At 69.5% G+C, this 26,112-nt stretch carries 21 protein-coding genes; 7 read left to right on the top strand and 14 right to left on the bottom strand.

Annotated elements, in window-relative coordinates; genetic code table 11:
• Window positions 1-79: 79 nt before the first annotated feature.
• The 3 genes from ACFWIW_RS11790 to ACFWIW_RS11780 all read right to left on the bottom strand — a co-directional run bounded on the left by ACFWIW_RS11790 (window position 80) and on the right by ACFWIW_RS11780 (window position 6,220).
• The gene (locus ACFWIW_RS11790; RefSeq protein WP_378368411.1) at window positions 80-1,264 is read right to left on the bottom strand and encodes an SWIM zinc finger family protein; all 1,185 of its coding nucleotides are present in this window, start codon (window positions 1,262-1,264) and stop codon (window positions 80-82) included.
• Window positions 1,264-4,050, bottom strand: a complete 2,787-nt coding sequence (locus tag ACFWIW_RS11785; protein ID WP_378368410.1) for a DEAD/DEAH box helicase — start codon at window positions 4,048-4,050, stop codon at window positions 1,264-1,266. Before ACFWIW_RS11785 ends, ACFWIW_RS11790 begins: the two co-directional genes overlap by 1 nt.
• Window positions 4,051-4,144: 94 nt before the next feature.
• Complete coding sequence (locus ACFWIW_RS11780) at window positions 4,145-6,220, bottom strand: acyl-CoA dehydrogenase family protein (RefSeq protein WP_378368409.1); 2,076 nt, start codon at window positions 6,218-6,220, stop codon at window positions 4,145-4,147.
• Window positions 6,221-6,364: 144 nt separating this feature from the next.
• Here ACFWIW_RS11780 and kstR point away from each other — a divergent pair, with 144 nt between their 5' ends.
• Window positions 6,365-7,012, top strand: coding sequence for a cholesterol catabolism transcriptional regulator KstR (gene kstR / locus ACFWIW_RS11775; RefSeq protein ID WP_378368408.1), 648 nt, complete (start codon window positions 6,365-6,367; stop codon window positions 7,010-7,012).
• A gap of 55 nt (window positions 7,013-7,067) precedes the next feature.
• Here the strand turns inward: kstR and ACFWIW_RS11770 are convergent, their stop codons facing one another.
• From ACFWIW_RS11770 to icmF, 3 genes are read right to left on the bottom strand one after another with little or no spacing between them, the layout of a single operon-like run.
• Window positions 7,068-8,057 carry a TIGR03557 family F420-dependent LLM class oxidoreductase gene (locus ACFWIW_RS11770; protein ID WP_034322416.1) on the bottom strand — a complete coding sequence of 330 codons (990 nt, stop codon included), beginning with the start codon at window positions 8,055-8,057 and terminating at the stop codon, window positions 7,068-7,070.
• Window positions 8,054-8,899 (bottom strand): LLM class F420-dependent oxidoreductase, encoded by an 846-nt coding sequence (locus ACFWIW_RS11765; RefSeq protein WP_378368407.1) that lies wholly within the window; start codon window positions 8,897-8,899, stop codon window positions 8,054-8,056. Before ACFWIW_RS11765 ends, ACFWIW_RS11770 begins: the two co-directional genes overlap by 4 nt.
• A 43-nt stretch (window positions 8,900-8,942) precedes the next feature.
• A complete protein-coding gene (icmF, locus tag ACFWIW_RS11760) occupies window positions 8,943-12,179 on the bottom strand; it encodes a fused isobutyryl-CoA mutase/GTPase IcmF (RefSeq protein WP_378368406.1) in 3,237 nt (1,078 codons plus the stop codon).
• 135 nt (window positions 12,180-12,314) lie between these two features.
• Between icmF and ACFWIW_RS11755 the strand changes: the two genes are divergently transcribed.
• The 3 genes from ACFWIW_RS11755 (at window position 12,315) to ACFWIW_RS11745 (ending at window position 13,966) form a co-directional block, all read left to right on the top strand.
• Entirely contained in the window at window positions 12,315-12,653 is a 339-nt protein-coding gene (locus ACFWIW_RS11755; RefSeq protein ID WP_378368405.1) for an ArsR/SmtB family transcription factor, read from the top strand.
• Entirely contained in the window at window positions 12,646-13,299 is a 654-nt protein-coding gene (locus tag ACFWIW_RS11750; protein WP_378368404.1) for a DUF899 domain-containing protein, read from the top strand. The genes ACFWIW_RS11755 and ACFWIW_RS11750 overlap by 8 nt, the downstream gene beginning before the upstream one ends.
• A 109-nt stretch (window positions 13,300-13,408) precedes the next feature.
• A complete protein-coding gene (locus ACFWIW_RS11745; RefSeq protein WP_378368403.1) occupies window positions 13,409-13,966 on the top strand; it encodes a dihydrofolate reductase family protein in 558 nt (185 codons plus the stop codon).
• 37 nt (window positions 13,967-14,003) lie between these two features.
• Here the strand turns inward: ACFWIW_RS11745 and ACFWIW_RS11740 are convergent, their stop codons facing one another.
• From ACFWIW_RS11740 to ACFWIW_RS11725, 4 genes are read right to left on the bottom strand one after another with little or no spacing between them, the layout of a single operon-like run.
• Window positions 14,004-14,567 carry an ATP/GTP-binding protein gene (locus tag ACFWIW_RS11740; RefSeq protein WP_007033694.1) on the bottom strand — a complete coding sequence of 188 codons (564 nt, stop codon included), beginning with the start codon at window positions 14,565-14,567 and terminating at the stop codon, window positions 14,004-14,006.
• A gap of 28 nt (window positions 14,568-14,595) precedes the next feature.
• The gene (locus ACFWIW_RS11735; RefSeq protein ID WP_378368402.1) at window positions 14,596-15,342 is read right to left on the bottom strand and encodes a DUF742 domain-containing protein; all 747 of its coding nucleotides are present in this window, start codon (window positions 15,340-15,342) and stop codon (window positions 14,596-14,598) included.
• Window positions 15,343-15,349: 7 nt separating this feature from the next.
• Window positions 15,350-15,802 (bottom strand): roadblock/LC7 domain-containing protein, encoded by a 453-nt coding sequence (locus ACFWIW_RS11730; protein WP_005166055.1) that lies wholly within the window; start codon window positions 15,800-15,802, stop codon window positions 15,350-15,352.
• A complete protein-coding gene (locus tag ACFWIW_RS11725) occupies window positions 15,799-19,179 on the bottom strand; it encodes a nitrate- and nitrite sensing domain-containing protein (protein WP_378368539.1) in 3,381 nt (1,126 codons plus the stop codon). The genes ACFWIW_RS11730 and ACFWIW_RS11725 overlap by 4 nt, the downstream gene beginning before the upstream one ends.
• 969 nt (window positions 19,180-20,148) lie before the next feature.
• On the opposite strand from ACFWIW_RS11725, the gene ACFWIW_RS11720 reads away from it, so the two are divergent.
• Both ACFWIW_RS11720 and ACFWIW_RS11715 read left to right on the top strand, forming a co-directional pair.
• Window positions 20,149-20,571, top strand: coding sequence for a DUF485 domain-containing protein (locus ACFWIW_RS11720; RefSeq protein WP_378368401.1), 423 nt, complete (start codon window positions 20,149-20,151; stop codon window positions 20,569-20,571).
• Window positions 20,568-22,142 (top strand): cation acetate symporter, encoded by a 1,575-nt coding sequence (locus tag ACFWIW_RS11715; RefSeq protein ID WP_378368400.1) that lies wholly within the window; start codon window positions 20,568-20,570, stop codon window positions 22,140-22,142. Before ACFWIW_RS11720 ends, ACFWIW_RS11715 begins: the two co-directional genes overlap by 4 nt.
• 58 nt (window positions 22,143-22,200) lie before the next feature.
• Here ACFWIW_RS11715 and ACFWIW_RS11710 read toward each other — a convergent pair whose 3' ends face one another.
• Complete coding sequence (locus ACFWIW_RS11710) at window positions 22,201-22,770, bottom strand: TetR/AcrR family transcriptional regulator (protein WP_378368399.1); 570 nt, start codon at window positions 22,768-22,770, stop codon at window positions 22,201-22,203.
• Window positions 22,771-22,907: 137 nt separating this feature from the next.
• Between ACFWIW_RS11710 and ACFWIW_RS11705 the strand changes: the two genes are divergently transcribed.
• On the top strand, window positions 22,908-24,329 hold the full coding sequence (locus ACFWIW_RS11705; protein WP_378368398.1) for an MFS transporter: 1,422 nt from the start codon (window positions 22,908-22,910) through the stop codon (window positions 24,327-24,329).
• Here the strand turns inward: ACFWIW_RS11705 and ACFWIW_RS11700 are convergent.
• From ACFWIW_RS11700 to ACFWIW_RS11690, 3 genes are all read right to left on the bottom strand, one after another.
• Window positions 24,326-24,679: a DUF3817 domain-containing protein gene (locus tag ACFWIW_RS11700; RefSeq protein WP_378368397.1), complete on the bottom strand. Its 354-nt coding sequence runs from the start codon at window positions 24,677-24,679 to the stop codon at window positions 24,326-24,328. The genes ACFWIW_RS11705 and ACFWIW_RS11700 overlap by 4 nt on opposite strands.
• A gap of 23 nt (window positions 24,680-24,702) precedes the next feature.
• The gene (locus ACFWIW_RS11695; RefSeq protein WP_378368396.1) at window positions 24,703-25,074 is read right to left on the bottom strand and encodes a hypothetical protein; all 372 of its coding nucleotides are present in this window, start codon (window positions 25,072-25,074) and stop codon (window positions 24,703-24,705) included.
• Window positions 25,075-25,202: 128 nt separating this feature from the next.
• Window positions 25,203-26,087, bottom strand: coding sequence for a lytic transglycosylase domain-containing protein (locus ACFWIW_RS11690; protein WP_378368395.1), 885 nt, complete (start codon window positions 26,085-26,087; stop codon window positions 25,203-25,205).
• Window positions 26,088-26,112: the final 25 nt, after the last annotated feature.

Below are 26,112 nucleotides of genomic sequence, written 5' to 3'. Positions count from 1 at the left end.
AAACCCCCGGTATGCTCCCATTTGGGTCTGTTGTGGCGTGCCGGTTTCCACCCGTCCTCGCCACTCACGAGACGGGAGGTCAGGGTGGGTAGATCACGTCGGTCGGCCGGGCGGAGGACGGGCCGTCGACCCGCCAGCCTTCGCCGTCGCGGACGAACCGGTACCACCGTTCGTCGCGGCCGTAGCGCAGTTGCAGATCGCCTTGGGTGATCCGGTTCCGCCAGGTCTTGGCTTCTCCCGGCAGCCCCGACTCGGCCAGGTCCGCCTTGGCCTGGGCGAGCGGCGCCTGCCCCGGCCGCCACGCTTCCCGGACCACCGCCATCCCGCCCCGGCCCGCCTCACGCCAGGCCTGCGCCCACAGGGCCAGATCCCGCACCGCCACCTCGGCCGCTTCGGCGAGTTCGGCGACCACGTGCGGATCGCTCGCCGCCGCACGGCGCGCGAGGTCTTCCTCGAACGACAGCTCCACCTCGCGTTCGGGCCCCATGACCAGCAGCTCCCACGCCCTCGCGGCGGCGTCCGCGGCCAGTTCGACGAACATCTCCCCGCTCCAGCCGGTGCGATGCGGCGGATCGACGTCGAGGACCGCGGGCGGCCCGACCGTGCCCGGAACGGCCGGTCGCGGCGGCAGCGCGGCGATCCGCCGGGTGTACGCGCGTTTCGGGTCCACGCCGGGCGCGGCGGGGGCGCGCATCCGCTTGCCCGGCGCGCTCGCGGGCGCGCGGCGGGACCGCAGTTCCGCGAGCACGGCCTCCCTCGGCCTGCCGCGCAACAGGAACAGCACGAACGGATCGGCGTCGACCTCGTCCGCGACCAGGTAGTACACCGCGGCGACGTGCTTGCACGGGTTCGCGCTGTCCGGGCAGGAGCACTTCGGGCGCAGATCACCGGGACCCGGCAGCAGGTCCGCGCCGGCGGTCCGCGCGTCCTCGGCCAGCTCGCCGGGCAATTCGCCGTCGAGGAGGGCGGCGACATGCCCGAGCCGTGAGCCGACCATGCCGAGCAGGCTCTCCCACTGCGGCTCGGTGAACGCCCGCATGTGGATGGTCACCCGGTACGGCACCGCCCGGCTGCCCTGCACCCAGGCCGTCACCTCGCCCGCGCCGACCGCGAGCTTGCTGACGGTGCCTTTGCGCGCGTACGTCCGGCCGCGCGGCAGGCGGTTCGGGTCGAGTTTGGCGCGCTCCTCCAGCGCCTCGACCCACGCCTTGCCCCACCACGTGTTGCCGAAGGTGCGCCGTTTCCGCCCTGTCACGCCGGGCATCACGTCTCCCCGAGCCGGACCAGGTCGGCCAGTTCGTCGTCGGACAGCTCGGTGATCCAGTCCTCGCCCGCGCCGATGACGGCGTCGGCGAGCCCGCGTTTGGTCTCCAGGACCTTGGCGATGCGCTCCTCGAGCGTGCCTTCGGCGATCAGCCGGTGCACCTGGACCGGCCGGTCCTGCCCGATCCGGTACGCGCGGTCGGTGGCCTGATCCTCGACCGCCGGGTTCCACCAGCGGTCGTAGTGGATCACGTGGGTGGCCTTGGTCAGGTTGAGCCCGACCCCGCCCGCCTTGAGCGAAAGCAGGAACACCGGGACCTCGCCGGCCTGGAACCGGGCGACCATCTCCTCCCGGACCCTGGGCGTGCTCGACCCGGACAGCAGCATCGTCGGCAGCCCGCGTTCGGCCAGGCGTTTCTCCAGCAGGCGGCACAGCTGGACGTACTGGCTGAACACGAGCACGCTGTCGCCCTCGTCGAGGATGACGTCGAGCAGTTCCTCGAACGCGGCGAGTTTGCCGGACCGGCCGTGCAGCACCCCGGGTTCCTTGAGGTACTGCGCCGGATGGTTGCAGATCTGCTTGAGCTCGGTGAGCAGTTTGAGCACCTGCCCGCGCCGGGCCACCCCGTCCAACTCGCGGATCATCGCGAGGTTCTCCCGGACCACGGCCTCGTACAGCGTCGTCTGCTCGGCGGTGAGCGGGACGAACCGGTCGGTCTCGGTCTTGCGCGGGAGCTCTGGCGCGATATCCGGGTCGGTTTTCTTGCGGCGCAACAGGAACGGCCGCACGGTCGCGGCGAGCCGTTCGGTCGCCGCGGTGTCCCGGTCCCGCTCGATCGGGCGGGCGACCTTGCGGCGGAACCCGTCGAGCGAACCGAGCAGGCCCGGCGTCGTCCAGTCGATGATGGACCACAGTTCGGTGAGCCGGTTCTCCATCGGCGTCCCGGTCAGCGCGACCTTCGCGGCGGCCGGGATCTTCCGCAGTTCCTTGGCGGTGACCGAAAGCGGGTTCTTGACGTGCTGCGCCTCGTCGGCGGCGATCATCCCCCAGTCCACTTCGGACAGTGTCTCGCGATCGCGGCGGAGCACACCGTACGTGGCGAGCACGACCTCGTCCGGCGCGACCTCGTCGAGATGCCGACCGCCACCGTGGAACCGGCGCACCGGGATGTCCGGCGCGAACCGGGCGAATTCCCGTTCCCAGTTGCCCAGCAACGACGTCGGGCACAGGACGAGCGTGGGCCCCTCGCCGCGCGGGCGGCGGTGCAGGTGCAGGGAGATGAGCTGGATCGTCTTGCCGAGCCCCATGTCGTCGGCGAGGCAGGCGCCGAGACCGAGCCCGGTCATCGTCGCCAGCCAAGCCAGCCCCGCCTTCTGGTACGGCCGCAGTGTCGCCTTGAGTTCCGCGGGCTGCTCGATCGGCTCCGCGGCGCTGTCACGGATTCGCTGCAGCAGCCCCGTCAACGCCGACGGCGCGGTGAACTCGACCTTTTCGCCGTCCAGCTCCAGTTCGCCGGTGAGCGCCGCGGCCAGCGCCTCGGCCCCGGACAGCTTCTTCGTCCGGTGGGCGCGCACCTTGGCGATCAGCCGCGCGTCGACCTTGACCCATTTGCCCCGCAGCCGCACCAGTGGCCGCTTCGCCTCCGCGAGCGCGGTGACCTCGGCGTCGGTGAGGTCCTCGTCGCCGAGACTCATCCGCCAGTGGAACCGCAGCAGGCTCTTGAGCGTGAACTCGGGCCCGGTGACGCTGCCCGGGGCCTGCGTCGCGCTCGCCTTCGCCTTGAGCTCACCCGCGAAGAGGTCCTTCGGCCACTGCACCTCGATGCCGGCACCGCCCAGCGCCGCGTCCCCGTGGGTCAGCAGGTCGACGACCTCGTCGTAGTCCAGCGCCAGCCCGGTCGGCGCGGCGGACTGGAGCATGCGGCCCAGCGGCGCCCACGCCCTGGCGCCCCGGCGCAGGCCGAGCAGCAACTGCGTCTCGACCTGCTCACCCATGCGTTCCAGCACCGCCTCCGGCGCGTCCCACAACGTGGCCGCCTCGACGATCAGGCTCGGGTCGGCGGCGCTCCGCACGGCGAGGACGGCCTCGAACGTGGGCTCGTCTTCGGGATTTTCGGGTTCGTGCACCTCCATGCGCAGGACGAGATGCGCGCCCTGGGCCTGCCGGGCGCTCAGTTCCGCGAGCCATGCGGCACCGTCCGGCCCGACCAGCGTCGGCTGGGCGGCGGCGAACGCCGGACCGCCCGCCGCGACACTCGCGGCCGGCGTGCGGACAAGCACGTCCGCCGTCGCGTCCCAGAGCGCGCGGATCAACGACTCCGGCGAATGCAGCCGGATCCGTTTCAGCCCGGACAGCGGCAGCGCGTGCGCCTCGGGCGGCAGCGCGGCGGCGAGCCCGCGCAGCAGCTCCTCGTCGGCGACGTCGAGCGGGCCGACCCGCCACGAATCCACCCCGCCGGGTGAGGCCGCGGGCAGCAACCTGCCGCGGGCGATGAGGTTCACCCCGGCCTCGGCGACGGCCGACCACGCGGCGATGGCCGGGCTCAGCTCGCCCTCCGCGGTGAGCAGCCGCGGAATCGCGCGTGACAACGGGACGAGTGCCGCGTCGACCTTCGTGCGCCGGAAGACCTTGCCCGCCGGAAGCACGAGTTCGATCGCGGTGTCACCCGCTACGCCGTCTCCCCAGAGCGCCAGCACGCCGTCCCGCGGGGGATCCGACGGGACGAAGGTGGCTTGGGTTCCTGTGCCGAACTCCACGCCTCGCACGCTAGAGCACGGGACCGACATCGTTCGGGCGGCGGTGCCGTGACAGGTCCTTTCCCGGCGGATTTTGCGAGGAAGGGACCTTTCATGGCACACGAAAAGGCCGTGACAGGGACTTTCAGGACCGAGGCAGCCCCAGCAACCGCTCGGCCGTCAGCGACAGCAGCACCTGGGTCGTCCCGCCCGCGATGCTGAGGCACCGGGTCAGCAGGAACTCGTGCTGCGCCGGGTCGCCGTCCACGAGGGCGCGCTCACCGAGCGACTTCAGCGCGAACTCCGCCACCGCCTGCCGATGCCGCACCCCCAGCAGCTTGCGCACACTCGACTCGGCGCCGGGGTCTTGCCCGTCGAGCCGCCGCAGCGTCGCCCGCAGGTCCAGCACCGAACACGCGCTCCCGTCGGCGATCAGCGCACCGAGTTCCTCCAGGTCGGCGCCGTCTCCCAGGGTGGCGAGCAGGTTCTCGACGCCCTCCCCCACCGCCGAGCCGCTCCCGAGGGCGACCCGCTCGTTCGCCAGCGTCGTCCGCGCGAGCCGCCAACCGCCGTCGACCTCCCCGACCACCATCTCGTCCGGGACGAACACGTCGTCGAGGAACACCTCGTTGAAGACGGCGTCGCCGGTGATCTCGCGCAGGGGCCGCGTACTGATCCCGCCGGCGGTCATGTCGACCAGGAAGTAGGTGATCCCCTTGTGTTTCGGCGCGTCGGGATCGGTGCGCGCCAGGCAGATCGCCCAGTCGGCTTCGCGCGCGAGCGAGGTCCACACCTTCTGGCCGTTGAGCAGCCATCCGCCGTCGACGCGCCGGGCGGTCGTGCGCAGCGACGCGAGATCCGAACCCGCCCCCGGCTCGCTGAACAACTGGCACCAGATGATCTCGCCGCGCAATGTCGGTGCGGCGAAACGTTCGCGCTGCGCCGGGGAGCCGTGTTCCAGCAACGTCGGCACGGCCCAGCCGCCGATGACCAGATCCGGGCGGCGGACACCCGCGCCGTCGAGCGCGGCGTCGATCCGCAGCTGCTCGGCGGCCGTGGCGCCCCTTCCGTACGGCGCGGGCCAGTGCGGGGCCAGCAGTCCCGAATCGGCCAGCGCGACCCGTCGCTCCGGCTCGGGCAACGCGGCGATTTCGCTTACCAGGTCACGAAGTCCGGCGTCTTCGCCGACGTCGACGCTCAGTGTCCGGCGGTCGCCGCGCAGTGCGAGTTCGGCGGCGCGACGGCGCCAGCGGGCCGAACCGCCGAGCCACTGCCGCAGGGCGACGGCGCGGCGTAGGTAGAAGTGCGCGTCGTGCTCCCAGGTGAATCCGATGCCGCCGAGGATCTGGATGCAGTCCTTCGCGTTGGTCACGGCCGCGTCGAGTGCGTAGGCCGCGGCAGTCGCCGCCGCGAAAGCGTGCTGTGCGGGGTCTTCGGCGGCCATCGCCGCGTCCCACGCGAGCGCGTCGGTGGCTTCGGCCCGGCACAGCATTTCCGCGCACAGATGCTTGATCGCCTGGAACGACCCGATGGGGCGGCCGAACTGCTCCCGGACCTTCGCGTACTCGACGGCGGTCCGGAGACACCATCGGGCGATCCCCGCGGCTTCGGCGGCACCGAGCGTGGCGGCGTAGGAATCCACCGGCAGTGCCTCGAAAACCGCTTCGGCCCGCGCTTTCGAGCACCGGACCCGGCCGACCGGCCGCGACAGATCGAACGGCTCGCACTGCTCGATGTCCATTCCGGACGCTCCGGGCGCGATGAGCGCGGTGACGGCGCCGTCGGAGACCAGCGTCCACGCCGACGGGTGAACGTCGAGAGCCGGTCCCGACTCGCCGTCGACGACTGAATCCTCGATGCGGAAACCACCGCCCAGCACCACCGCCAGCCGTTCGGTCCCGTCCGCGAGACCGGGCAGGATCTCCTTGGCGGTCTGGGGAACCGTCGCGAGCAGCGCGCCACCCAGCGCCGTTCCGAGGACAGGGCCGGGTACGAGCGCTTCGGCTGCTTCGGCGAGCCCGGCGGCCAGATCGGCGAGCGTTCCGCCGGCACCGCCCACGTCTTCGGGAATCGCCACGCCGAACAGGCCGAGTTCCGCCAGCCCCGGCGGTGGCTCGGTGATCCGGCCACTTCGGACGGCGTCGACGGGACGGACGGAAGCCGCCCAGGCGCGGATCGACGCGGCCAAGGCCGCTTGTTCTTCGGTGAGCACGATCGACACGGGTGAGACCTCCTCGCCGGACCTACCCGCGAGTGTAGAACGTGTTACAGTTTCTTGCCCAGTGGGTCACGTCTTGAACAGTTCGTCCGCTTAGGTACGCTACGCGGGGAAAGTGGAACAAGTTCCGAGAAGGGGGATGTGGCGATGCCAGGGAAGGCCAAGGCGCCCACGACCGCGAAGGCGCGAAGCGGCAACGGTCTCTCCGCGCTGGGCGGCGAGGAACTGGGCTCCGCGGCCCAACGCGACCGGCGGCGCCGCATCATCGACGCGACCCTGACGCTCGCCGCGAAGGGCGGGTACGACGCCGTCCAGATGAGGGCGGTCGCCGAGAAGGCGGATGTCGCGCTCGGCACGCTGTACCGCTACTTCCCCTCGAAGATCCACCTGCTGGTTTCCGGCCTGGCCAGGGAATTCGAGCGCGCGCAGGAGAAACTCGACCGCGCCGCCATCCCCGGCGACACCCCGAGCGAGCGGCTGATGTTCGTCCTCGGCCGCAACACCCGGCTGATGCAGCGGGACCCGCACCTCACCGAGGCGATGGTCCGCGCGTTCATGTTCGCCGACACGACCGCTGCCGCCGAGGTCGAACAGGTCGGGCGGCTGATGGAGAACATGTTCGCCAAGGCCATGGGCATCGAAGACCCGACCGAGGCCGATCGCGACATCTTCCACGTCATCGCCGACGTCTGGATGGCGAATCTGGTCGCCTGGGTGACGCGGCGCGCGTCGGCGGCCGACGTCGCGAACCGGCTGGAGCTGTCGGTGCACCTGCTGCTGGACAAGAACGTCTGAAGACCTCGTGAGTGGTAAGGACGGTTAGAACCGTCCTTACCACTCACGAGGCGGGTCAGGCGGTCAGCTTCGGCAGCACGTCCCGCCCGAAGGTCTCGATGAACTGGTCCTGGTTCCGGCCCACGTTGTGGATGTAGATCCGGTTGAAGCCGGCGTCGACGTACTTCTGCAGCGCCGCGCGGTGCACGTCCGGATCGGACGAGACGACCATGCGCCCCTCGAAGTCCTCACGCCGCACCAGTTTCGCCATCTGCGCGAAGTCGAACGGCGAGCGGATGTCGGCCTTCGGGAACTTCATGCCGCCGTTGGGCCACTGGTCGAGCGCGTTGGCCCACGCCGTCTCGTCGTCCTCGGCCCACGACAGGTGCACCTGCAGCAGCTTCGGCATCGAGTCCGGGTCCTTGCCCGCCTTGCGCGCGCCGGTGCCGAAGTTGTCGAGGATCCCCGCCAGCTTCTCGATCGACGCGCCCGGCGTGATCAGCCCGTCCGCGAGCTCACCGGTCTTGCGCGAGGTGTACGGGCCCGCCGACGCGATGTAGATCGGCGGCGGCTCGTCCGGCAGCGTCCACAGCCGGGTGGTGTGCAGCTTGAAGAACTCGCCGCTGTGCTTGACGTCCTTGCCGGTGAACAGCTTCCGGATCACTTCGAGCGCCTCGAACATCCGCCGGACGCGCTCGGGCGCTTCGGGCCAGTAGCCGCCGATGATGTGCTCGTTGAGCGCTTCGCCGGAGCCGATGCCGAGCCAGGTCCGGCCCGGGTAGGTCGCCTCCAGCGTCGCCGCGGCCTGCGCGACCATCGACGGGTGCAGCCGGAACGACGGGCACGTCACACCCGGCCCGAGGTCACCGGTGGTGTTCTCCGCCAACGACGCGAGCACGCTCCACACGAACGACGCTTCACCCTGTTGAGGGACCCACGGCTGGAAGTGGTCGGCGGCCATCTGGCCGGAGAACCCGTGCTGTTCGGCCAGTGCGGCCAGCCGGATCGACTCGCGCGGAGAGAACTGCTCCAGCGCCGCGGCCAAGCCGATTTGAACCTCAGTCACGCCTGCTGCCCCTTTCGAAAGCTCTCGGCGACCTTCGCGAACTGGTCGAGTCGGTCCAGTGTCGCCGCTTCGGGCTCGGTCGGCAGGAAGAGCGTCGCCTCGTCGACACCACCCTCGGCCAGCCTGGCCAGCGCGCCCTCTTCCGGGGTGGCACCGAAGGCCGAGAACTTGAGATCACCACGGCCCTGGTCCGCCAGCCACTGCCGCGCCCGGCGAAGCTCTTCCGGCGGGGTGTGGGCGTGCGGCAGCCAGCCGTCGCCGTACTTGGCGATCCGCTCCATCGCCTTCTGCCCCGCGCCGCCGATGTAGATGGGCGGATGCGGCTTCTGCACCGGCTTCGGCCACGCGAAGATCGGGTCGAAGTCGACGTATTCGCCGTGGAACTCGGCCTCGTCCTTCGTCCAGATCTCCTTCAGTGCCGCGAGCTGCTCGTCGACGAGCGCGCCGCGGGTGCGCGGATCCGTGCCGTGATTGCGCATTTCCTCCCGGTTCCACCCGACACCGACACCGAAGACGAACCGGCCCCGCGAAACCAGGTCGAGCGAAGCGACCTCTTTCGCCGTGTGGATGACGTCGCGCTGCTGCAGCAACGCGACGCCCGTGCCCAGCTTCAACGTCGAGGTGGCCCCGGCCGCCGCGGTCAGCGCGACGAACGGGTCCAGGGTCCGGTAGTAGATCCGCGGCAGCTCGCCACCGCCCGGGTACGGCGTTTCCCGGCTGACCGGGATATGCGAATGCTCGGCGATGTGGAGCGAGCTGAACCCGCGCTCTTCGGCTGCTGCGGCGAGGACGTCCGGCCTGATGCCTTCATCGGTGATGAAGGTGGCGATTCCGATCTCCATGCCCGGTAACTACCCGGACACGCCGCGCCATATTCCCGCCCCGCTAGACGTTGCGCCGGTACTGCCCGCCCACCTCGAAGAACGCCTCGGTGATCTGGCCGAGCGAGCACACCCTCGCCGCGTCCATCAGCACGCCGAACAGGTTGCCGCCGCGGGTCGCGGCCTCGCGCAGCGTCTTGAGCGCGACCTGCGCCTCGGCCTGGTGGCGGCGCTGGAAGTCCTCGAGCCGCTCCAGCTGCGAACGCTTCTCGTCCTCGGTCGCCCGCGCGAGTTCCACCTCGACGTCGTCCTCGCCGCCGTTCGGGTTGCGGAAGGTGTTGACGCCGATGATCGGCAGCGTGCCGTCGTGCTTCTGGCGTTCGTAGAGGATCGACTCGTCCTGGATCTTGCCGCGCTGGTAGCCGGTCTCCATCGCGCCCAGCACGCCGCCGCGTTCGGAGATCCGGTCGAATTCCAGCAGCACGGCCTCTTCGACCAGGTCGGTCAGCTCGTCGATGATGAACGAGCCCTGCAACGGGTTCTCGTTCTTCGACAGGCCCCACTCCCTGTTGATGATCATCTGGATGGCCATCGCGCGGCGCACCGAACTCTCCGACGGAGTGGTGATCGCCTCGTCGAAAGCGTTGGTGTGCAAGGAGTTCGCGTTGTCGTAGAGCGCACACAGCGCCTGCAGCGTGGTGCGGATGTCGTTGAAGCTCATCTCCTGCGCGTGCAGCGACCGGCCGGAGGTCTGCACGTGGTACTTGAGCTTCTGCGAACGCTCGTTGGCGCCGTAGCGCTCCCGCATCGCGACGGCCCAGATCCGGCGCGCCACCCGGCCCAGCACCGAGTACTCGGCGTCCATGCCGTTGGAGAAGAAGAACGACAGGTTCGGCGCGAAGTCGTCGATGTCCATCCCGCGCGCCAGGTAGCTCTCGACGTAGGTGAAACCGTTCGACAGGGTGAACGCCAGCTGCGAGATCGGGTTCGCCCCGGCCTCGGCGATGTGATAGCCGGAGATCGAGACGGAGTAGAAGTTCCGGACGCCGTGCTCGATGAACCATTCCTGGATGTCGGCCATCATGCGCAGGCTGAACTCGGTGGAGAAGATGCAGGTGTTCTGCCCCTGGTCCTCCTTGAGGATGTCCGCCTGCACGGTGCCGCGGACGTTGCGCAGCGCCCATTCGCGCAGTTCGGCGGCCTCGGCTTCGGACGGCTCGCGGCCGTGCTCGGCCTTGAACGCCGCCATCCGCTGGTCGATCGCGGTGTTGAGGAAGAACGCGAGGATCGTCGGCGCCGGGCCGTTGATCGTCATCGACACCGACGTGCTCGGCGACGTCAGGTCGAAGCCGTCGTAGAGCACCTCCATGTCCTCCAGCGTCGCGATGGAGACACCCGAGGTGCCGACCTTGCCGTAGATGTCGGGGCGGGTGTGCGGGTCGTGCCCGTACAGCGTCACCGAGTCGAAGGCGGTCGAAAGGCGCTTCGCGTCGGAATCGGCCGAGAGAAGCTTGAACCGCTTGTTGGTCCGGAACGGGTCGCCCTCGCCGGCGAACATGCGCGCCGGGTCCTCCCCCTCGCGCTTGAACGGGAAAACGCCCGCGGTGTAAGGGAAGTATCCGGGCAGGTGTTCGCGGCGCAGGAACGACAGCAGCTCGCCGGATTCGGTGTAGCGCGGCAGCGCCACACGCGGGATCCGGTTGCCGGAGAGCGTGTCGCGCCAGAGCTGGGTGTGTAGTTCCTTGTCGCGGATCTTCACGACCAGCTCGTCGGCGCGGTAGGACTCGGCCAGCTCCTGGAAGCGAGCCAGCAGATTCGTCGATTCACCGTCCACATCGGACTCGGCGGCGGCGAGCAGGCCGTCGAGCGCGTCGGTGCTCGCGTCGACGGCGGCCAGCGCCTCCTTGGCGGCGGCGAGGTGCTCGCGTTTGCGCAGCGCGGCGACCTGCTGCTCGGTCTTGGCGTGGTAACCGCGGACGGTCTCGGAGATCTCCGCCAGATAGCGGGTCCGGTTGGCCGGGATGATCGTGCTGGCATCGGTGGAGACCTTGCCCTCGACCTTCGGGAGCACACCCGCCGAAACGGTCAGCCCACGTTCGGCGAGAGTGTCGCGCAGGTGCTGGTAGAGCGCGGTGACGCCGTCGTCGTTGAACTTCGCGGCACTGGTGCCGTAGACCGGCATGTCCTCGGGCGAGGAGCTGAACGCCTCACGGTTGCGCACGAGCTGGCGCGCGACGTCGCGACGGGCGTCTTCGGCGCCGCGGCGCTCGAACTTGTTGATCGCCACCGCGTCGGCGAAGTCGAGCATGTCGATCTTCTCCAGCTGCGACGCCGCGCCGAACTCCGGCGTCATGACGTACAGCGACTGGTCCACGTAGTCGACGATGCCGGCGTCGCCCTGGCCGATACCGGGCGTCTCGACGATCACGAGGTCGAAACCCGCCGCCTTGCAGGCGAGGATGGACTCGGAAAGCCCGGCGGGGATCTCGCCGCTGGTGGTCCGCGTGGCGAGCGAACGGAAGTAGACCGGGCTGCCGTCGAGGCAGTTCATCCGGATGCGGTCGCCGAGCAGCGCGCCCCCGCCCTTGCGGCGCGACGGGTCGACGGCGAGTACGGCGATGCGGAGCTTGTCCTCCTGGTCCAGCCGGAACCGGCGGATCAGCTCGTCGGTGAGCGACGACTTGCCCGAACCACCCGTCCCGGTGATGCCGAGCACCGGCACCGTCCGCGACTTGGCGGCCTCCGTGATCTTGTCGAGCACGTCCTGCGGCAGCGCCTCGCGCTGAAGCTGCGTGATGACCCGGGACAGCGCCGGGATGTCACCCGAAAGCAGTTTGTCGAGCGAGCCGGGCGACTGCGCGGACAGGTCCGTGTCGCAGGCCTTGATCATCAGGTTGATCATGCCCGGAAGGCCCATCTCGTAGCCGTCCTCGGGCGAGAAGATCCGCGCGACCCCCCGCGAGTGCAGCAGGTCGATCTCCTCGCGGACGATGACGCCGCCACCGCCGCCGAACACCTTGATATGCCCCGCGCCGCGCTCGTTGAGCAGCTCGACCAGGTAGCTGAAGTACTCGACGTGCCCGCCCTGATAGGCGCTGATGGCCACGCCCTGGACGTCCTCGGCGATGGCCGCGGTGGCGACCTCGTCGACCGACCGGTTGTGCCCGAGGTGCACGACCTCCGCGCCCTGCGACTGCAGGATCCGCCGCATGATGTTGATGGACGCGTCGTGTCCGTCGAAGAGGCTCGACGCCGTCACGAAGCGAACGGGGTTCACGGGGCGGTGCAGATCGCTGCTCATCCCTCCAAAATACTAGGACTTCCTACTGTTTTAAACCCATCCACTTGCGTGACGGCGCTCTCACCCGTCCTTGACAGATCGACTCGCACCAGTATATTCAACCCATAGGTTAAACAACCGATTGATTGAGCAGCGATGACCACTGATCAGCTCAGCGCCACGTTCGCCGCCTTGGCGGACCCCACCCGGCGGGCGATCCTCGCCCGGCTCGCCACCGGCGAGGCCAGCGTCAACGAGCTGGCCGAACCCTTTTCGGTCAGCCTCCAAGCCGTCTCGAAACACCTCAAGGTCCTCGAACGCGCGGGCTTGATCAGCCGGAGCCGGACGGCGCAATGGCGGCCCTGCCGGCTGGAGGCCGCCCCGCTCGGCGAGGTCTCCGACTGGGTCGAGCGTTACCGGCGCTTCTGGGAAGGCGGTTTCGACCGCATGGAAGAACACCTTGCCGAACTTCAGAAAGGCGAAAGCGATGCCTGAGACCACCACCCTGCCGCCGATCGTCTCGGCCGACGAGTGGCAGATCGCCCGAGACGCGTTGCTGGCCAAGGAAAAGGAACTGACCCGCGCCACCGACGCGGTCGCCGCCGAACGGCGACGGCTGCCGATGGTCCGCTTCGACAGCGGCTACGAATTCGAAGGCCCCCAGGGCAAGATGACCCTGCTGGACCTCTTCGAGGGACGACGTCAGCTGATCGTCTACCACTTCATGCTCGCCCCCGGGCAGAAGGCGGGCTGCCCCGGCTGCTCGATGCTCGTGGACAACATCGGCCACCCCGCCCATCTGCACGCCCGCGACACCACGCTGTACGTGGTCGCGCCGGCGACGCTGCCCGAGATCGAGCGGTACAAGGAGCGCATGGGCTGGACCGTGCCGTGGGTCTCGACCCTCGGCGACTTCAACCCGGACTGCGGTGTCGACGGCGGGTTCGGCGTCAGCGTCTTCCTGCGCGACGGCGACGACGTGTTCCGGACATACTTCACCAGCGGCCGCGGCGCGGACCAGCTGGTGGGGACGCTGCGCTACCTGGACCTGACGCCGCTCGGGCGGCAGGAGGCCTGGGAGGAGGGCGGCCGCGGGACCGACGGCCCCGGGTACTGGTGGAAGCGGCACGACGAGTACTGACGCATTCAGAGGACTAAATGCGGGGAGGCATGTCGAGAACCCCGCGACCGCTCCGACCCCTCGGTGTCCGGCGCCCGGAAGGCGGGCGCCACACCGGAGGGATCAAGCCATGCGCAAGCTCGTCTACGCCGTCCACACCTCGCTCGACGGCCACATCGAAGGCCCGGACGGCGAGTTCGACTGGGCCGAGATGGGCCCGGAGCTGTCCGCCCACTCGCAGGAGCTCACCGACCGCGCCGACACTCTCGTCTACGGACGGCGGGTCTGGGACATGATGTCGTCGTACTGGCCGCGAGCGGAGGAGCTCTCGGACCACCCGCACGACCTCGCGTACGCGCCTGTCTGGCGGAAGACGCCGAAGATCGTCTTCTCCCGGACACTGGAAGAGGCGGACTGGAACACCGAGGTGATCGGTGGTGACCTGGCCGAACGCGCGGCCGACCTGAAGCGCGGGCCGGGCAAGGACCTGCTGCTGATGGGCGGGGCCGAACTGGCGGGAGCGCTCGCCGATCGCGGTCTGATCGACGAGTTCCACATCGTCGTGCACCCGGTGGTGCTCGGCGGCGGAAAGCAGGTCTTCCCGGGCGGTGTCCGCACGGACCTGCGGCTGACCGGCACCCGCACGCTCGACGGGCGCGCGGTCCTGCTGACCTATGAGAAGAAGTGAAACCCGGGCGGCAGCCCCTACGCTGCCGCCGTCAGGATCACCTCGCGTTGCTCGCCCGCAACGCGATCCACTGCCGCATCGCGTACTCGACCAGCGTGATCAGCGTCTGCTTCGTCGACTCCCGCTCCCGCGCGTCGCACCGGACGATCGGGATGTTGGGGTCGATCGACAGCGCTTCACGCACGTCGTTGATGTCGTGCTCGAGGATGCCGTCGAAGGTGTTCACCCCGACGATATAGGGCAGGCCCCGGTCCTCGAAGAAGTCGATCGGCGCGAACGAGTCGGCCAGCCGTCGCGTGTCGGCCAGCACCACGGCGCCGATCGCGCCGCGGACGAGGTCGTCCCACATGAACCAGAACCGCTGCTGCCCGGGCGTGCCGAACAGGTAGAGGATCAGGTCCGCGTCCAGGGAGACCCGGCCGAAGTCCATCGCGACCGTGGTGGTCGATTTGTTGGGCGTCTGGTCGAGGTTGTCGATCCCCCGACTGGCGTCCGTCATCATCGCCTCGGTGGTGAGCGGGACGATCTCCGACACCGAACCGACGAAGGTCGTCTTACCCGCACCGAAGCCACCCGCCACGACGATCTTCGCGGATGTCATGGTCGGGGGCGCGGTTTCCCGCGGTGCCTTAAAGCCGACGGAGTCCACTCAAAACCCTTTCCATCAACACCAGATGTGCCTCGGCGCCGTCATTGCCCGAAATCGTCTTGTGCACGCTGACCAGTCCCGCGTCCGCCGCGTCGCTGATCAGCACGCGTGCCACACCCAGCGGTACGCGCAGGGTCGCCGCGATCTCGGCGACCGAACGCGGGGTGCGGCACTCCTCGATGATCGAGACGCACTCGATCTGGTCCGCGGCCACCGCGGGGAGGCTACCCGCGGCGACATGGTCCTTGGTGGAGATGAGGGTCTCCAGCTCGAGAGCGTAGTTCGCCTTGGTCCGGCCGCCGGTGAGGGCATAGGGACGGACGATCGCCGTCTCTTCGAGCGGAGACGGCGCCTGCTCGAAGACGGCGGGCATGATGAACTCGCCGCTGGGCGGGCCCGGGTCGAAAAGACCACCTGGTCTCGGCCCGACGGCACCTGCGCCGCTGTCGGGTGGAGAGGCAAGTGAGGTCACGCGGTCTCCTTGATCGGTCGGCTGCGGGACTGCCGGTTCCCCGGTGGCGTGTGCCCCGCCCACCTGGGAATCCTCTGACTGCTTGCTCTTCTTGCGCTTCCGACGACCACGACCCGAATCCAAGGTGAAGCCGTTCAGGACGTCGGCGAAGGTGCCGTCGTCCCGTGAACCGGCGGCATTGGCAGCCCCCGCGCGCGGGGGCTGGTTCTCACCCGTCCCCGGCGGTTCGCCGAAGGATCCGGATCCGGTGCTCATCGGGACATCATCCCACCGGTTCGCCGATCAGCGACCCACCGGCGCCCTGCAATTGTGCGCGGAGTTCCGGGGTGAGGATCTGGCCGACGCGATCGACGAGCATCGTCATCTCGTAGGCGACCTGCCCGATGTCGCAGTTGGGGGCGGCGAGGATGGCCAGGCAGGAGCCGTCGCTGATGGACATCAGCACCATGATGCCGAGTTCCATCTCGACGACGGTCTCGTTGACCGCGCCCGCCTCGAAGCAGCGCGCGGCGCCCTGGGTCAGGCTCACCAGGCCGGACGCGACGGCGGCCAGCTGATCGGCGCGGTCCAGCGGGAGCCTGCTGGACGCGGTGAGCAGGAGGCCGTCAGCCGACACGACCACGGCGTGCGCCACTCCGGGTACCCGCTCGGCGAAGTCGTTCACCAGCCACCCGAACTGGTTCTGCTGGGGCTGGGCCGGGTTCGGCGAGGTCATTCACCCTCCAGGGTTTCGTGGTTGGCTTCGGTCGCCTGGGCTGTGTGGTGCCGTCCGCGCTGGATGCCCTGCTGGAAACTGCTCAGGCGACCGCGCACGTCGTGCGCGTCTCGCTGTGGTCGGGGGGCGACCGCCCCGGCGGGCGGTCCCGCGCTGCCCGGGAGCAGTTGCTCCCCGCGGCGGCGCCTGGGTAATCCTGCCGAAGTCATCCGGGAGGGCACGGACTGGGACACCGCTTGGGCGGCTTTCCAGCCCTCGTCGGAGCCGAAGTTCCAGGCGTCCGTCTGCTCGGTGGCGGCGACCGGCTCCGGTTCCGGGCTCGCTGCCTGCGGTTTCCGGCTGGGCAACGCGGCGGGCGGTGCCGACGGCCGCTCGGCCGTCTCCGGCGTCTTCGCGGTCTCGGGTGCCTTCGACGACTCGGGTGCCTTCGCGGGCTCGGGCTTCGTGTCCGGCTGTGCGGTGGCCTGCTCGGCGGCCGGTGTGGCCTTGTCCGCCGCTTCCTTGCGCCCTCGTTTGACGCCCTGCTGGAAGCTGCTCAACCTGCCGCGCACGTTCGCCGGGTCGCGGACCGGCAGTTCCGATTTGGCGGCGGGTTCGGCGGCCGGGGCCGACGACGCCGCGCTACCCGGCAGAAGCTGCTCGCCCTTGCGGCGGCGCGGCAACCCGGCCTCGGTGAACGTCGACGGGGCGTTCTGGGAGACCTCCTGCACCGTGCGGAAGGCCTTGTCGCTGGCGAAGTCCCAGGTACGGGCTTCCTGCTCGGCGGTCGGAGCGGCCTCGGCCGTCTTCTCCGCTTCGGGCTCCTTCTCCCCCGGCTTCTCCTTCTTGGCCGCGGGCTTTTCCGGAGCGGGCGCGGGCGAACGGAACCACGCCGACAGCATCTCGTCGAAGATCGGCGTCGTCTCCGACTTGGGCGCCGCCGGGGCTGCCGGTGCCGGGGCGGGCGGGGCCGCCTGGTTCCACCATTCGCTCAGCGTGGTGTTGTTCTTGGCCTCGAACAGTTCCTTGCCACTGGGCAGATCGCCTTCCGCCGGGGCGGGCTTGTCCGCCTCCTTGGCGACCGGCTCGGGCTCGGCGGCGGGTTCCGGTTCGGGACGGCGGGGCTCCGGCGCGGGCTGCGGAGTCTTCTCGTCCTTCGGGATCGGGCTGAACAGCGCCGTTCCCGAGATCTCCACATCGGACGGCGGCCGCGGCTCCTGCGAGTGGCTGTGCCCGTTCACCCCGGGCTTGGTGTGCCCGGCCAGATCGTTCGCCGACGGCCACCGTTCGCCGCCCTGCGGAGGGACGCTCGGCATCGCCGGGCGTGAACCGTTCGTGGGCCGCTGGCGGCGGGGCAGGCCGCCCGGCTGCTGCGGCGGCAACGGCGCGAGGCGCTGGGTGATCGGGCCGGTCGCGGGGCCGGGGTCTCCCCCGGGCGGGACCATCACCAGATCCGGCGGCACCGAGACGGTGGCACGCACGCCGACGATGTCCTTGCCGCCGTGCAGCGAGACACCGATGCGGTGCCTGCTGGCCAGCCGTCCGACGACGAACAGGCCCATCCGGCGCGAAGTGGTGAGGTCGACGTTGGGGGCCTCGGTGAGCCGGGCGTTGGCCTCGGCGACCTCGGCCTCGTTCATGCCGATGCCCTTGTCGAGGATGTCGATGCCGAACGAGCCGTCTTCGACGAGCCTGGTCGCGACGGTCACCTGGGTCTCCGGCGCGGAGAACGCCGTGGCGTTGTCCAGCAGTTCGGCGATCAGGCGCATCAGATCGTTGGCCGCGTACCCGACCAGCCGCACCGGCGGCGGGTTCTGCACGGTGACCCGTTGGTACTGCTCGATCTCGGACACCGCCGCGCGCACGACGTCGGTGGCGGAGACCGGCTGACCGGACCGCCTGCCCGGCTCGGCGCCGGAGAGCACCATCAGGTTCTCGTTGTTGCGGCGCATACGGGTGGCGAGGTGGTCCAGCTGGAACAGCGTGGCCAGCTGGTCGGCGTCCTCTTCGTCGCGCTCCAGCCGCTCGATCAGCTGCAGCTGCCGCTGCACGAGGCTCTGGCTGCGCCGGGAGAGGTTGACGAACACGTTGCTGTAGCCGGTGCGCATCGAGGCCTGCTCGGTGGCCAGGCGCAGCGCCTGGTGGTGCACCTTGTCGAAGGCCCTGGCGACCTCGCCGATCTCGTCGTCGCTGCCGACCGGGACCGGCCGCACGTCGGTGCCCTGCGAGCGGCCCTCCTGGATGTTGCGGACCGCGTCGGGCAGCTGCTTCTCGGCGACGTCGAGGGCGCTGGCGCGCAGCACCTTCAGCGAGCGAAGCAGCTGGCGGGTGATGAGGAAGACGACGGCCACGGCGAGCACCATCGCGCCGAACAGCAGGACCGCGAGCAGACCCGCGCCGCTGCTGGCGTCGTCGACCAGTTCCGCCGACACCGCGCTCGTCTCGGCGCCGAATTTGTTCGCGACCTCGCCGACCTTGCCGATCACCGCGGTCGACGCGTCGGTCCAGCCCTGCGCGGACAGCGTGCGGAACGCTTGCGCCGACGGGGTTCCCTGCTCGCCGAGCGCGGTTTTCGCGAGCCTGTCACGGTTTTCCATCGCCTGGTCGGTGACGGCGGCGCTGAACTCCTGGCGCTGCTGCTCCGAAGCCGCGGCGCGGAAGTCGGTGAGCCGGTCGGTCAGCCGGAGTTCGGCGGTGCGCAGCTGGTCGAGTTCGCTCGGCGCGAGGCTCGACCGCGCGATGCCGAAGGAGACCAGCGCCTGGCTCAGCGACAGTTGTTCCTTCATCACGGCGAGGTCGTGCAGCGCCGTCGGGGTGCCGCCGAGGTCGTCCTGGCTGGCGCCTGCCGCGAGCGCGGTGTCGAGGGCGAGCAGCGCGGTGGTGACTTCGGTGTACTCGCCGATCGCCTGGACGGGGTCGAGCTGCCCGGAGGACGCCCGCTGCCGGATGTCGGGCAGCCGGTCGAGCTGGGCGGCCGCCGCTTCACGTGCCTGACGGAGCGACGGCTCGTTCTCCACGGCCCGGGACGCGGCGGCACCGTAGAGCGGGATGGCGGTGTCGACGTCGGCGCGGGCCGAGCCGAGTTCCAGTGTCCCGCCGACGGTGCCGGCGGTCAGCCCGGCGGCGGACTGGGTGCGTTCGCGGCCGAGGCCGTCGGCGAGGGTGCGGATATGCCCGCTCAGCGCGACGAGACGGTCGAGCCGCTGGTAGCCGTCGGACCGGCCGACCTGGCCCGCGATGGTGGCGATGCCCAGTGCGAGCGCGATGAGGATCGGCACCAGCGTCACTGCCGACAGCTTCACCGGCAGGCTCCAGTCCCGCCAGCGCACGAGCGTGCGCCAGCCGGTGGCCCACCGAGATGGCCGGGGAGTGCGTCCCAGCAGCTCCCCGACCGGCACTTGGCCTTCTCCTGCAACGGTCACGTAGGTGACTCCCTGTCCGGCGTCCTGGCACGGTCTGAGGCGTCCGTTCCCGCGAGGTACCTGCCTGCGGGGAACTCGACCCCGGCCTGACCACGTGATCGATCGCGACGTGAAGGACCCCGTCCGGCGATGCTGGTGTCCCCAGGAACACCGGTCCGCTTCGGGAGGTCTTGCACCTGCACGTGCAGGTCGCAACCTGCGAAGTGCATGGTCGTCGAGATCAACTTTTCTTTGCCAATCGATCACTGCGGGTCGGCCGGGCCAAAGAATCGTACACCAATCCGGGTGTCGTCAATTCCGTTCAGCACACGGGGGCTGACCAGCGAAAAGTGTGCTTCCGAACGATCTGCCGGGCCCGAAAACCGCCCGCGCGTCACAAACGAGGGAATTCCGGTTACGGGTTGCTCGGATGCACAGGGTCGCCTAATCACCCGATCAGCCTACGTACGGTAGCCACGTCGCCCGGTCGAACTACTTTCCGTGCCCCCAACGGGTGGGTCAAGCCCAAATATGTGCCCGATGTTGTGGCCTTGCCGCCCAAGCCGGTTCGATGTCGCCCGACATGGTGATTTCTTTCGAGACACCCGGTGAAGCGGGGGATCTTCCCCGGTCCGGGATGGCGGGCACGGTATCGAAACCCGAAGCCTCCCGGTAGCGAAACTACGATCTGTCACCAAATCGAGGGACAGAGCGTGGTCATCGTCCGTCGTTTGCCGCAGTGGGCCGTTCGGGCGACGACCGCGCGTGACAACTCCGCTCACTATGACGAGTGATAAAGCCGGTTCATTCCGATCGAAACGATTTTCCGAAACACTAATACGAGGTAAAACCGAATACCGGCTCACGCCTTCGCGGAACCGGGGTCGCCTATTCAGAGCGGGTGAAGCCGTAGTTAGTATGTGCGCTCCCCGTACCGCGCCACGGATGCAAGCCCCGGAGGAACCCATGCCCGACGTCGCGCGTCCCTACGCGGCGAGCAACGCCCTGGAGGACACCGGGCAGATGCCCGCGCTGTTCGTCCGCGAGCGCCAGCCCACTCCGCCGCCGCCGCGCCCCGCCGGCCCGGACTTCGACCGGATCCAGCACGGCAAGGAGTTCGTCGCGCTGCGCAAGACCTTCCGGCGGTTCGTGTTCCCGATGAGCCTGCTGTTCTTCACCTGGTACATGACGTTCGTGCTGCTGGCGGCCTACGCCCACGACTTCATGAGCCGGAAGGTGTGGGGCGAGGTCAACGTCGGCATCCTGCTCGGGCTCGGTCAGTTCGCCAGCACGATCCTGATCACCGTCGTGTACCTGAAGTTCGCGAAGAAGCGGCTCGACCCCAAGGTCGAGGCACTGCGGGCCTCCGTCGGGGCGGGTGAGCGATGAGCATCCCCGACAACAACCCGGTGCTGAACATCGCGGTGTTCGGGCTCTTCGTCGCGATCACCCTGTACGTGGTGTACCGCGTCAGCACCCGCAACTCGTCCACTTCGGACTACTACGCCGCGGGCAGTGCCTTCACCGGCCGCCAGAACGGCATCGCCCTGTCGGGCGACTTCCTCTCGGCGGCGTCGTTCCTCGGTATCGCCGGGGCGATCGCGATCCACGGCTACGACGGCTTCCTGTACTCGATCGGGTTCCTCGTCGCGTGGATGGTCGACCTGCTGCTGATCGCGGAACTGCTGCGCAACACCGGCCGCTTCACCATGGGCGACGTGCTGAGCTTCCGGATGAAGCAGCGCCCGGTCCGCGCCGCGGCCGCGACGTCGACCCTGGTGATCTCCTTCTTCTACATGCTCGCGCAGATGGCGGGCGCCGGTGGCCTGGTGGCGTTGCTGCTGGACATCCACGGCGGTATCGGCCAGGCGCTCGTGATCGGCGTCGTCGGCGTGGTCATGGTGCTGTACGTGCTGGTCGGCGGGATGAAGGGCACCACGTGGGTGCAGATCATCAAGGCGACCATCCTGCTGCTGACCGGTGCGCTGATCACCGTGTTCCTGTTCGGCAAGTTCGGCTTCAGCTTCTCGAACCTGCTCTCGGCCGCCGCCGACAACAGCCCGCTCGGCGACGAACTGCTGCAGCCGGGCGGTTCCTACGGCAAGAGCGAGGTCACGAAACTCGACTTCGTCTCGCTGGCGCTGGCGCTGGTACTGGGCGCCGCCGCGCTCCCGCACGTGCTGATGCGCTTCTACACGGTGCCAAACTCGCGCGAGGCGCGGCGCTCGGTCGTGTGGGCGACCGCGTGCATGACGATCTTCTACCTCTGCACGCTGGTCATCGGCTTCGGCGCGGCCGCGCTGGTCGGCCCCGAGGCGATCAAGAACGCGCCCGGCGGGGAGAACTCGGCGGCGCCGCTGCTCGCGCTGAACATCGGCGGCACCCTCCTGCTCGGCATCGTCTCGGCGGTGGCCTTCGCGACCATCCTCGCCGTCGTCGCCGGGCTGACGATCACCGCTTCGGCCTCCTTCGCCCACGACGTGTACGCCAACATCTTCAAACGCGGCAAGGCGGAACCGGCCGCGGAGGTCCGCGTCGCGCGGCTGACCGCGGTCGCCGTCGGGGCGCTCGCGATCATCGGCGGCATCCTGGCGAACGGGCAGAACATCGCGTTCCTCGTGGCGCTGGCGTTCGCCGTCGCGGCGTCGGCGAACCTCTCGACGCTGCTGTACTCGCTGTTCTGGAAACGCTTCAACACCACCGGAACCCTGTGGGGCATCTACGGCGGGCTGATCGCCAGCCTGGTGCTCGTGTTCTTCTCGCCGGTGATGTCCGGGGCCACGGACTCGATCATCTCCGGCGTGGACTTCCACTGGTTCCCGCTGAAGAACCCGGGCCTGGTGTCGATCCCGTTCTCGTTCCTGTGCGGGTTCGTGGGCACCTTCGTCGGCCGGTCGAAGGCCGATCCGGTCAAGCACGCGGAGATGGAGGTGCGGTCCCTCACCGGGATCGGCTCCTGACACGCTCGTGAGTGGCGAGGACGGTTAGAACCGTCCTCGCCACTCACGAGCCAGGACCTCATGGCGCCCGCAGGCCGTCCAGCACGATCGTGAGAAGCCGCTTCGTGTCCTCCTCCGAAGCCTTGCTCGCCGCCGAACCCAGGCCGTGGCCGAGCCGCAGGATGTCGACCCCGGCGACGTCGGGCCGGAGCACACCCTCGTCCTGAGCCGCCTTCACGATCGTGTCGGCCGCGGCCCGCAACCGTGCCTGACACCAGGCGAAGACCTCGGAGCCGGCATCGACCGACGCCTTCAGCGTCAACGCGAGCCCGTGCTTCTCGACCACGTAGATGACGTGCGTGGCCAGCCACGTCTCGAGCGCCTTCCCCGGCGGCAGCTCGTCGAGCAGGTCGTACGCCTGCTGCGCCAGCCCGTCGATCTCGTCGCGGTAGACGGCCTCGATCAGTTTGTCGCGCGTCGGGAAGTGCCGGTACAACGTGCCCGCGCCGACCCCGGCGCGTTTGGCGATGTCGTCGGCGGGCACGTCCACGCCGTCGGCGGTGAACGCCTCCTTCGCCACGGCCACGATGCGCTCGTAGTTGCGCCGCGCGTCCGCACGCATGGGGCGGGCCGGATCGGCCGTGACCATCTGCACCTCCTCGGGCGACGAAAACGGAGACGTTCTCCGAATTCACTTGCGTAAGCGGAGACTGTCTCCATATCATCGCTCACGACCTCAAGTGGAGAGTCTCTCCGCTTCATCTCGTTACGTCTTTGGAGTATTCCTTGACCGAACGAACCCTGCGTGCCGAGCCTAGGCCGGACACGGCCGGGGCCCCACCACCTCCGCACCGGCTGGTCCTCCCGATCATCCTGACCTGCCAGCTCATGCTCATCCTCGACGCGACGGTGATGAACGTCGCGCTCCCCCGCATCCAGTCCGAACTGGGCTTCACCGACACCGGCCTGTCCTGGGTGATGACGGCGTACAGCCTGGTCTTCGGCGGCTTGCTGCTGCTCGGCGGCCGGGCGGGCGACCTGTTCGGCCGCCGCCGGACCTTCGTCGCCGGCGCGGCCGTGTTCACCGCGGCCTCCTTGCTCGGCGGCCTCGCCGGTTCGGCGGAACTGCTGATCGCCGCCCGGGTCGCGCAGGGCGTCGGCGCCGCGCTCGCCGGGCCGAGCACGCTGGCGCTGATCACCAGCACGTTCACCGAAGCCAAGGCGCGGGTGCGCGCGCTGGCGTTGTTCTCGGCGATGTCCAGCAGCGGTTTCGCGATCGGGCTCCTGCTCGGCGGGCTGCTGACCGAATGGATCTCGTGGCGCGCGGCGCTGTACATCAACGTCCCCTTCGGGCTCGCGATCGTCCTGCTCACCTCGCGGTACGTGGCCGATCCGCCCCGGCGGCGCGCCCGGCTGGACCTTCCCGGCGCGTTCACCGGCACCCTCGGTGTCGGCTCGCTCGTGTTCGCCTTCACCCACGCCGCGTCGCATGGCTGGGGCGACACGATCACCCTCGGCAGCCTCGCCGCCGGGCTGGCCTTGCTGGCCGCGTTCGTCACCATCGAGACCAGGGTGAGCGAGCCGTTGATCCCGTTGCGCCTGTTCGCCGAACGCGACCGTGCCGCGGCCTACGTCAACTTCTTCCTCGGGCCGATGGCGATGATGTCCATGTTCTTCTTCCTGACCCAGTTCCTGCAGGACATCGCGGGTTTCGCCGCACTGGAGACCGGCTTCGCGTTCCTACCGATGGCGGTCTGCATGTTCCTGCTGAGCAGGCTGATCCCGAAGCTGCTCCCCCGGTTCGGGCCGAAACCGCTCGCGTTGACCGGCACCGCGCTGATGACCGGCGGCGTCGTCTGGCTGACCGCGCTGACCACGGACAGCGGCTACTTCTCGCATCTGCTCGGGCCGATGCTGCTGATGGGTGTGGGCGCGGGACTGGCGTTCTCCCCGCTCAGCGTGATCATCATGGCGACCGTGCCCACCGACGACGCGGGTGCCGCGGGCGGCGCGTTGCAGACGTTGCAGCAGGTCGGGGCGACCTTGGGACTGGCGATCCTGATCACCGTGTTCGGCGCGGTGACCCGGACTCCTGCCGGAAGCCCGGCCGAGACCACCGTCGACGGGATGACCGCGGCGTTCACCGTCGCCGCCGTGGTGACGGCGTTGTCCTTCCTGGTGGCGCTGACGTTCCGCCGCCGGGCTTAGAGCTTCGCGCCCGCCTGGACCTTGTGCGTGACCTTGCGCTCCATCACGAACGAGAAGAACGGGATGCAGCCGGCGATCAGTACGAGCAGGGTGCCCTTCATCGACCAGCGGGCCTTGATCGCGAGGTCGACCGCGAGCAGCAGGTAGATCAGGTAGAGCCCGCCGTGGACCATGGGGATCATCTTCACGAACTGGGGAAGCTCCACGCGGAAGACGTACTGCAGCAGCATCTCGACGACCAGCCCGAGCAGGGCCACACCGGTGGCGTACGCCGCGACGCGGAACCGGATCAGCGGTCCGCCCAGCGAGACCGGGCGGACCGGGGCGGCGTCGTCAGTTCGGGTGGTCATAGGGTCTCGAACCTCTCTGGGGACTACTTGTCGCGGGCGTTGAGTTCGCGCAGGTACCTGTTGTACGCGGCGAGCTCGTCGTCCTCGGGGGGCGGCGGCACCGGGGCACGCCGCCGCCGGGGCGCCGGCACCTCGGGCACGGCGGTCTCGGCCACCGTCTCCTGGGCGTCGGCCTCGGCGGCGCGGCGGCGGAGCTTGCGGATCCGCCAGAACATGAACGCCGGGAACAGCCCGAACAGCGGCCACTGCAGCACGTAGCCGAGGTTCTGGAACGTCCCGCTGGCCGAGGAGAACCGCTCCCACTGCCACCAGGCGAGCCCGCAGCACAGCGCCAGGCTCGCCAGGCAGACGCCGGCGATACCGAGACGGCGCAGGATGACGGGCGAAGCGGACACACATCGACGCTAGCACTGGGCGGGTGACGAATCGTCGCCGACCTGGGCGTTCGGGACCTTGGTCCCGCCTCGGGCCTCGTGAGTGGCAAGGACGGTTCTAACCGTCCTTGCCACTCACGAGACACCGGTCACTTGGCTGCAGCGACGGACTTCGCGTAGCCGTCCGCCAGCCCGAAGACCTTCTGCGCGTACTCGGTCGAGTTGTTGTACGACAGGATCCCCTGCCACCACCCCGAGGCGGCCGACATGTCGCGGTTGTTCACGCACAGGTAGCGCGCCGCCGCCAGCGTCGCGTCGTCGATCTGCTGCGGGTCGCCGACGCCGTCGCGGTTGCCGTCGGCGGCGTACCGGCGCCAGGTGCTGGGGATGAACTGCATGGGGCCGACCGCGCGGTCCACGGCCGCGTCGCCGTCGAACTGACCGCCGTCGGTGTCGCCGATCGCCTTCACTCCGGGCGACCCGTCGAGCGGGACACCGATGATGGGCTTCGACGGCCGTCCGTCCTGGCCGAGGACGGCGCCGCCGTACTGGCCGTGGTTCGACTCGATCCGGCCGATCCCCGCCAGGGTCGCCCACGAGATCTTGCAGTTCGGCTGCATCTGGCGCATCGCCAGTTCGGCGTTGCCGTAGGCGAGCAGCGCCCTGGCCGGGATGCCGGTGGCCTGGGCCGCCCGCTCGGTCCACGCGGTCAGGGGGTCCTTGCCCGGTTTCGGCTGCGCCTGCTGGGGTGAGGTCTGCTGCGTGGCACCACCCGCGAGGGTGGCGTTGACCGGGGCGACCGAACCGGGTTTGACGTCCGCCGCCTTCACCTGCAGCGCGGGGATCTCCATCGTCGTCGGGCTCGCGACCGGGGCGGACGCCTTGGTCACCAGCCAGATCCCGCCCCCGGCGAGGCCGAGCACGGCCAGCACGATCACCAGCCTGCCGAGTACGGCGGCGCCCACCCCGCGGCGTGGCGGGACGGGCTTGGCCGGGTCGTCGACGAGCTCGTCGTTTTCCGGGGTGGTGCGCACGAAGCGAGTCCTCCAGCGTGGGCGG

Origin of the sequence: Amycolatopsis sp. NPDC058340, from assembly GCF_042723975.1 — a bacterium.
Classification (GTDB): Bacteria; Actinomycetota; Actinomycetes; order Mycobacteriales; family Pseudonocardiaceae; genus Amycolatopsis.
The sequence above is the reverse complement of the archived record's forward strand: the minus strand, read 5'-3'. Positions and strand labels throughout refer to the sequence as shown.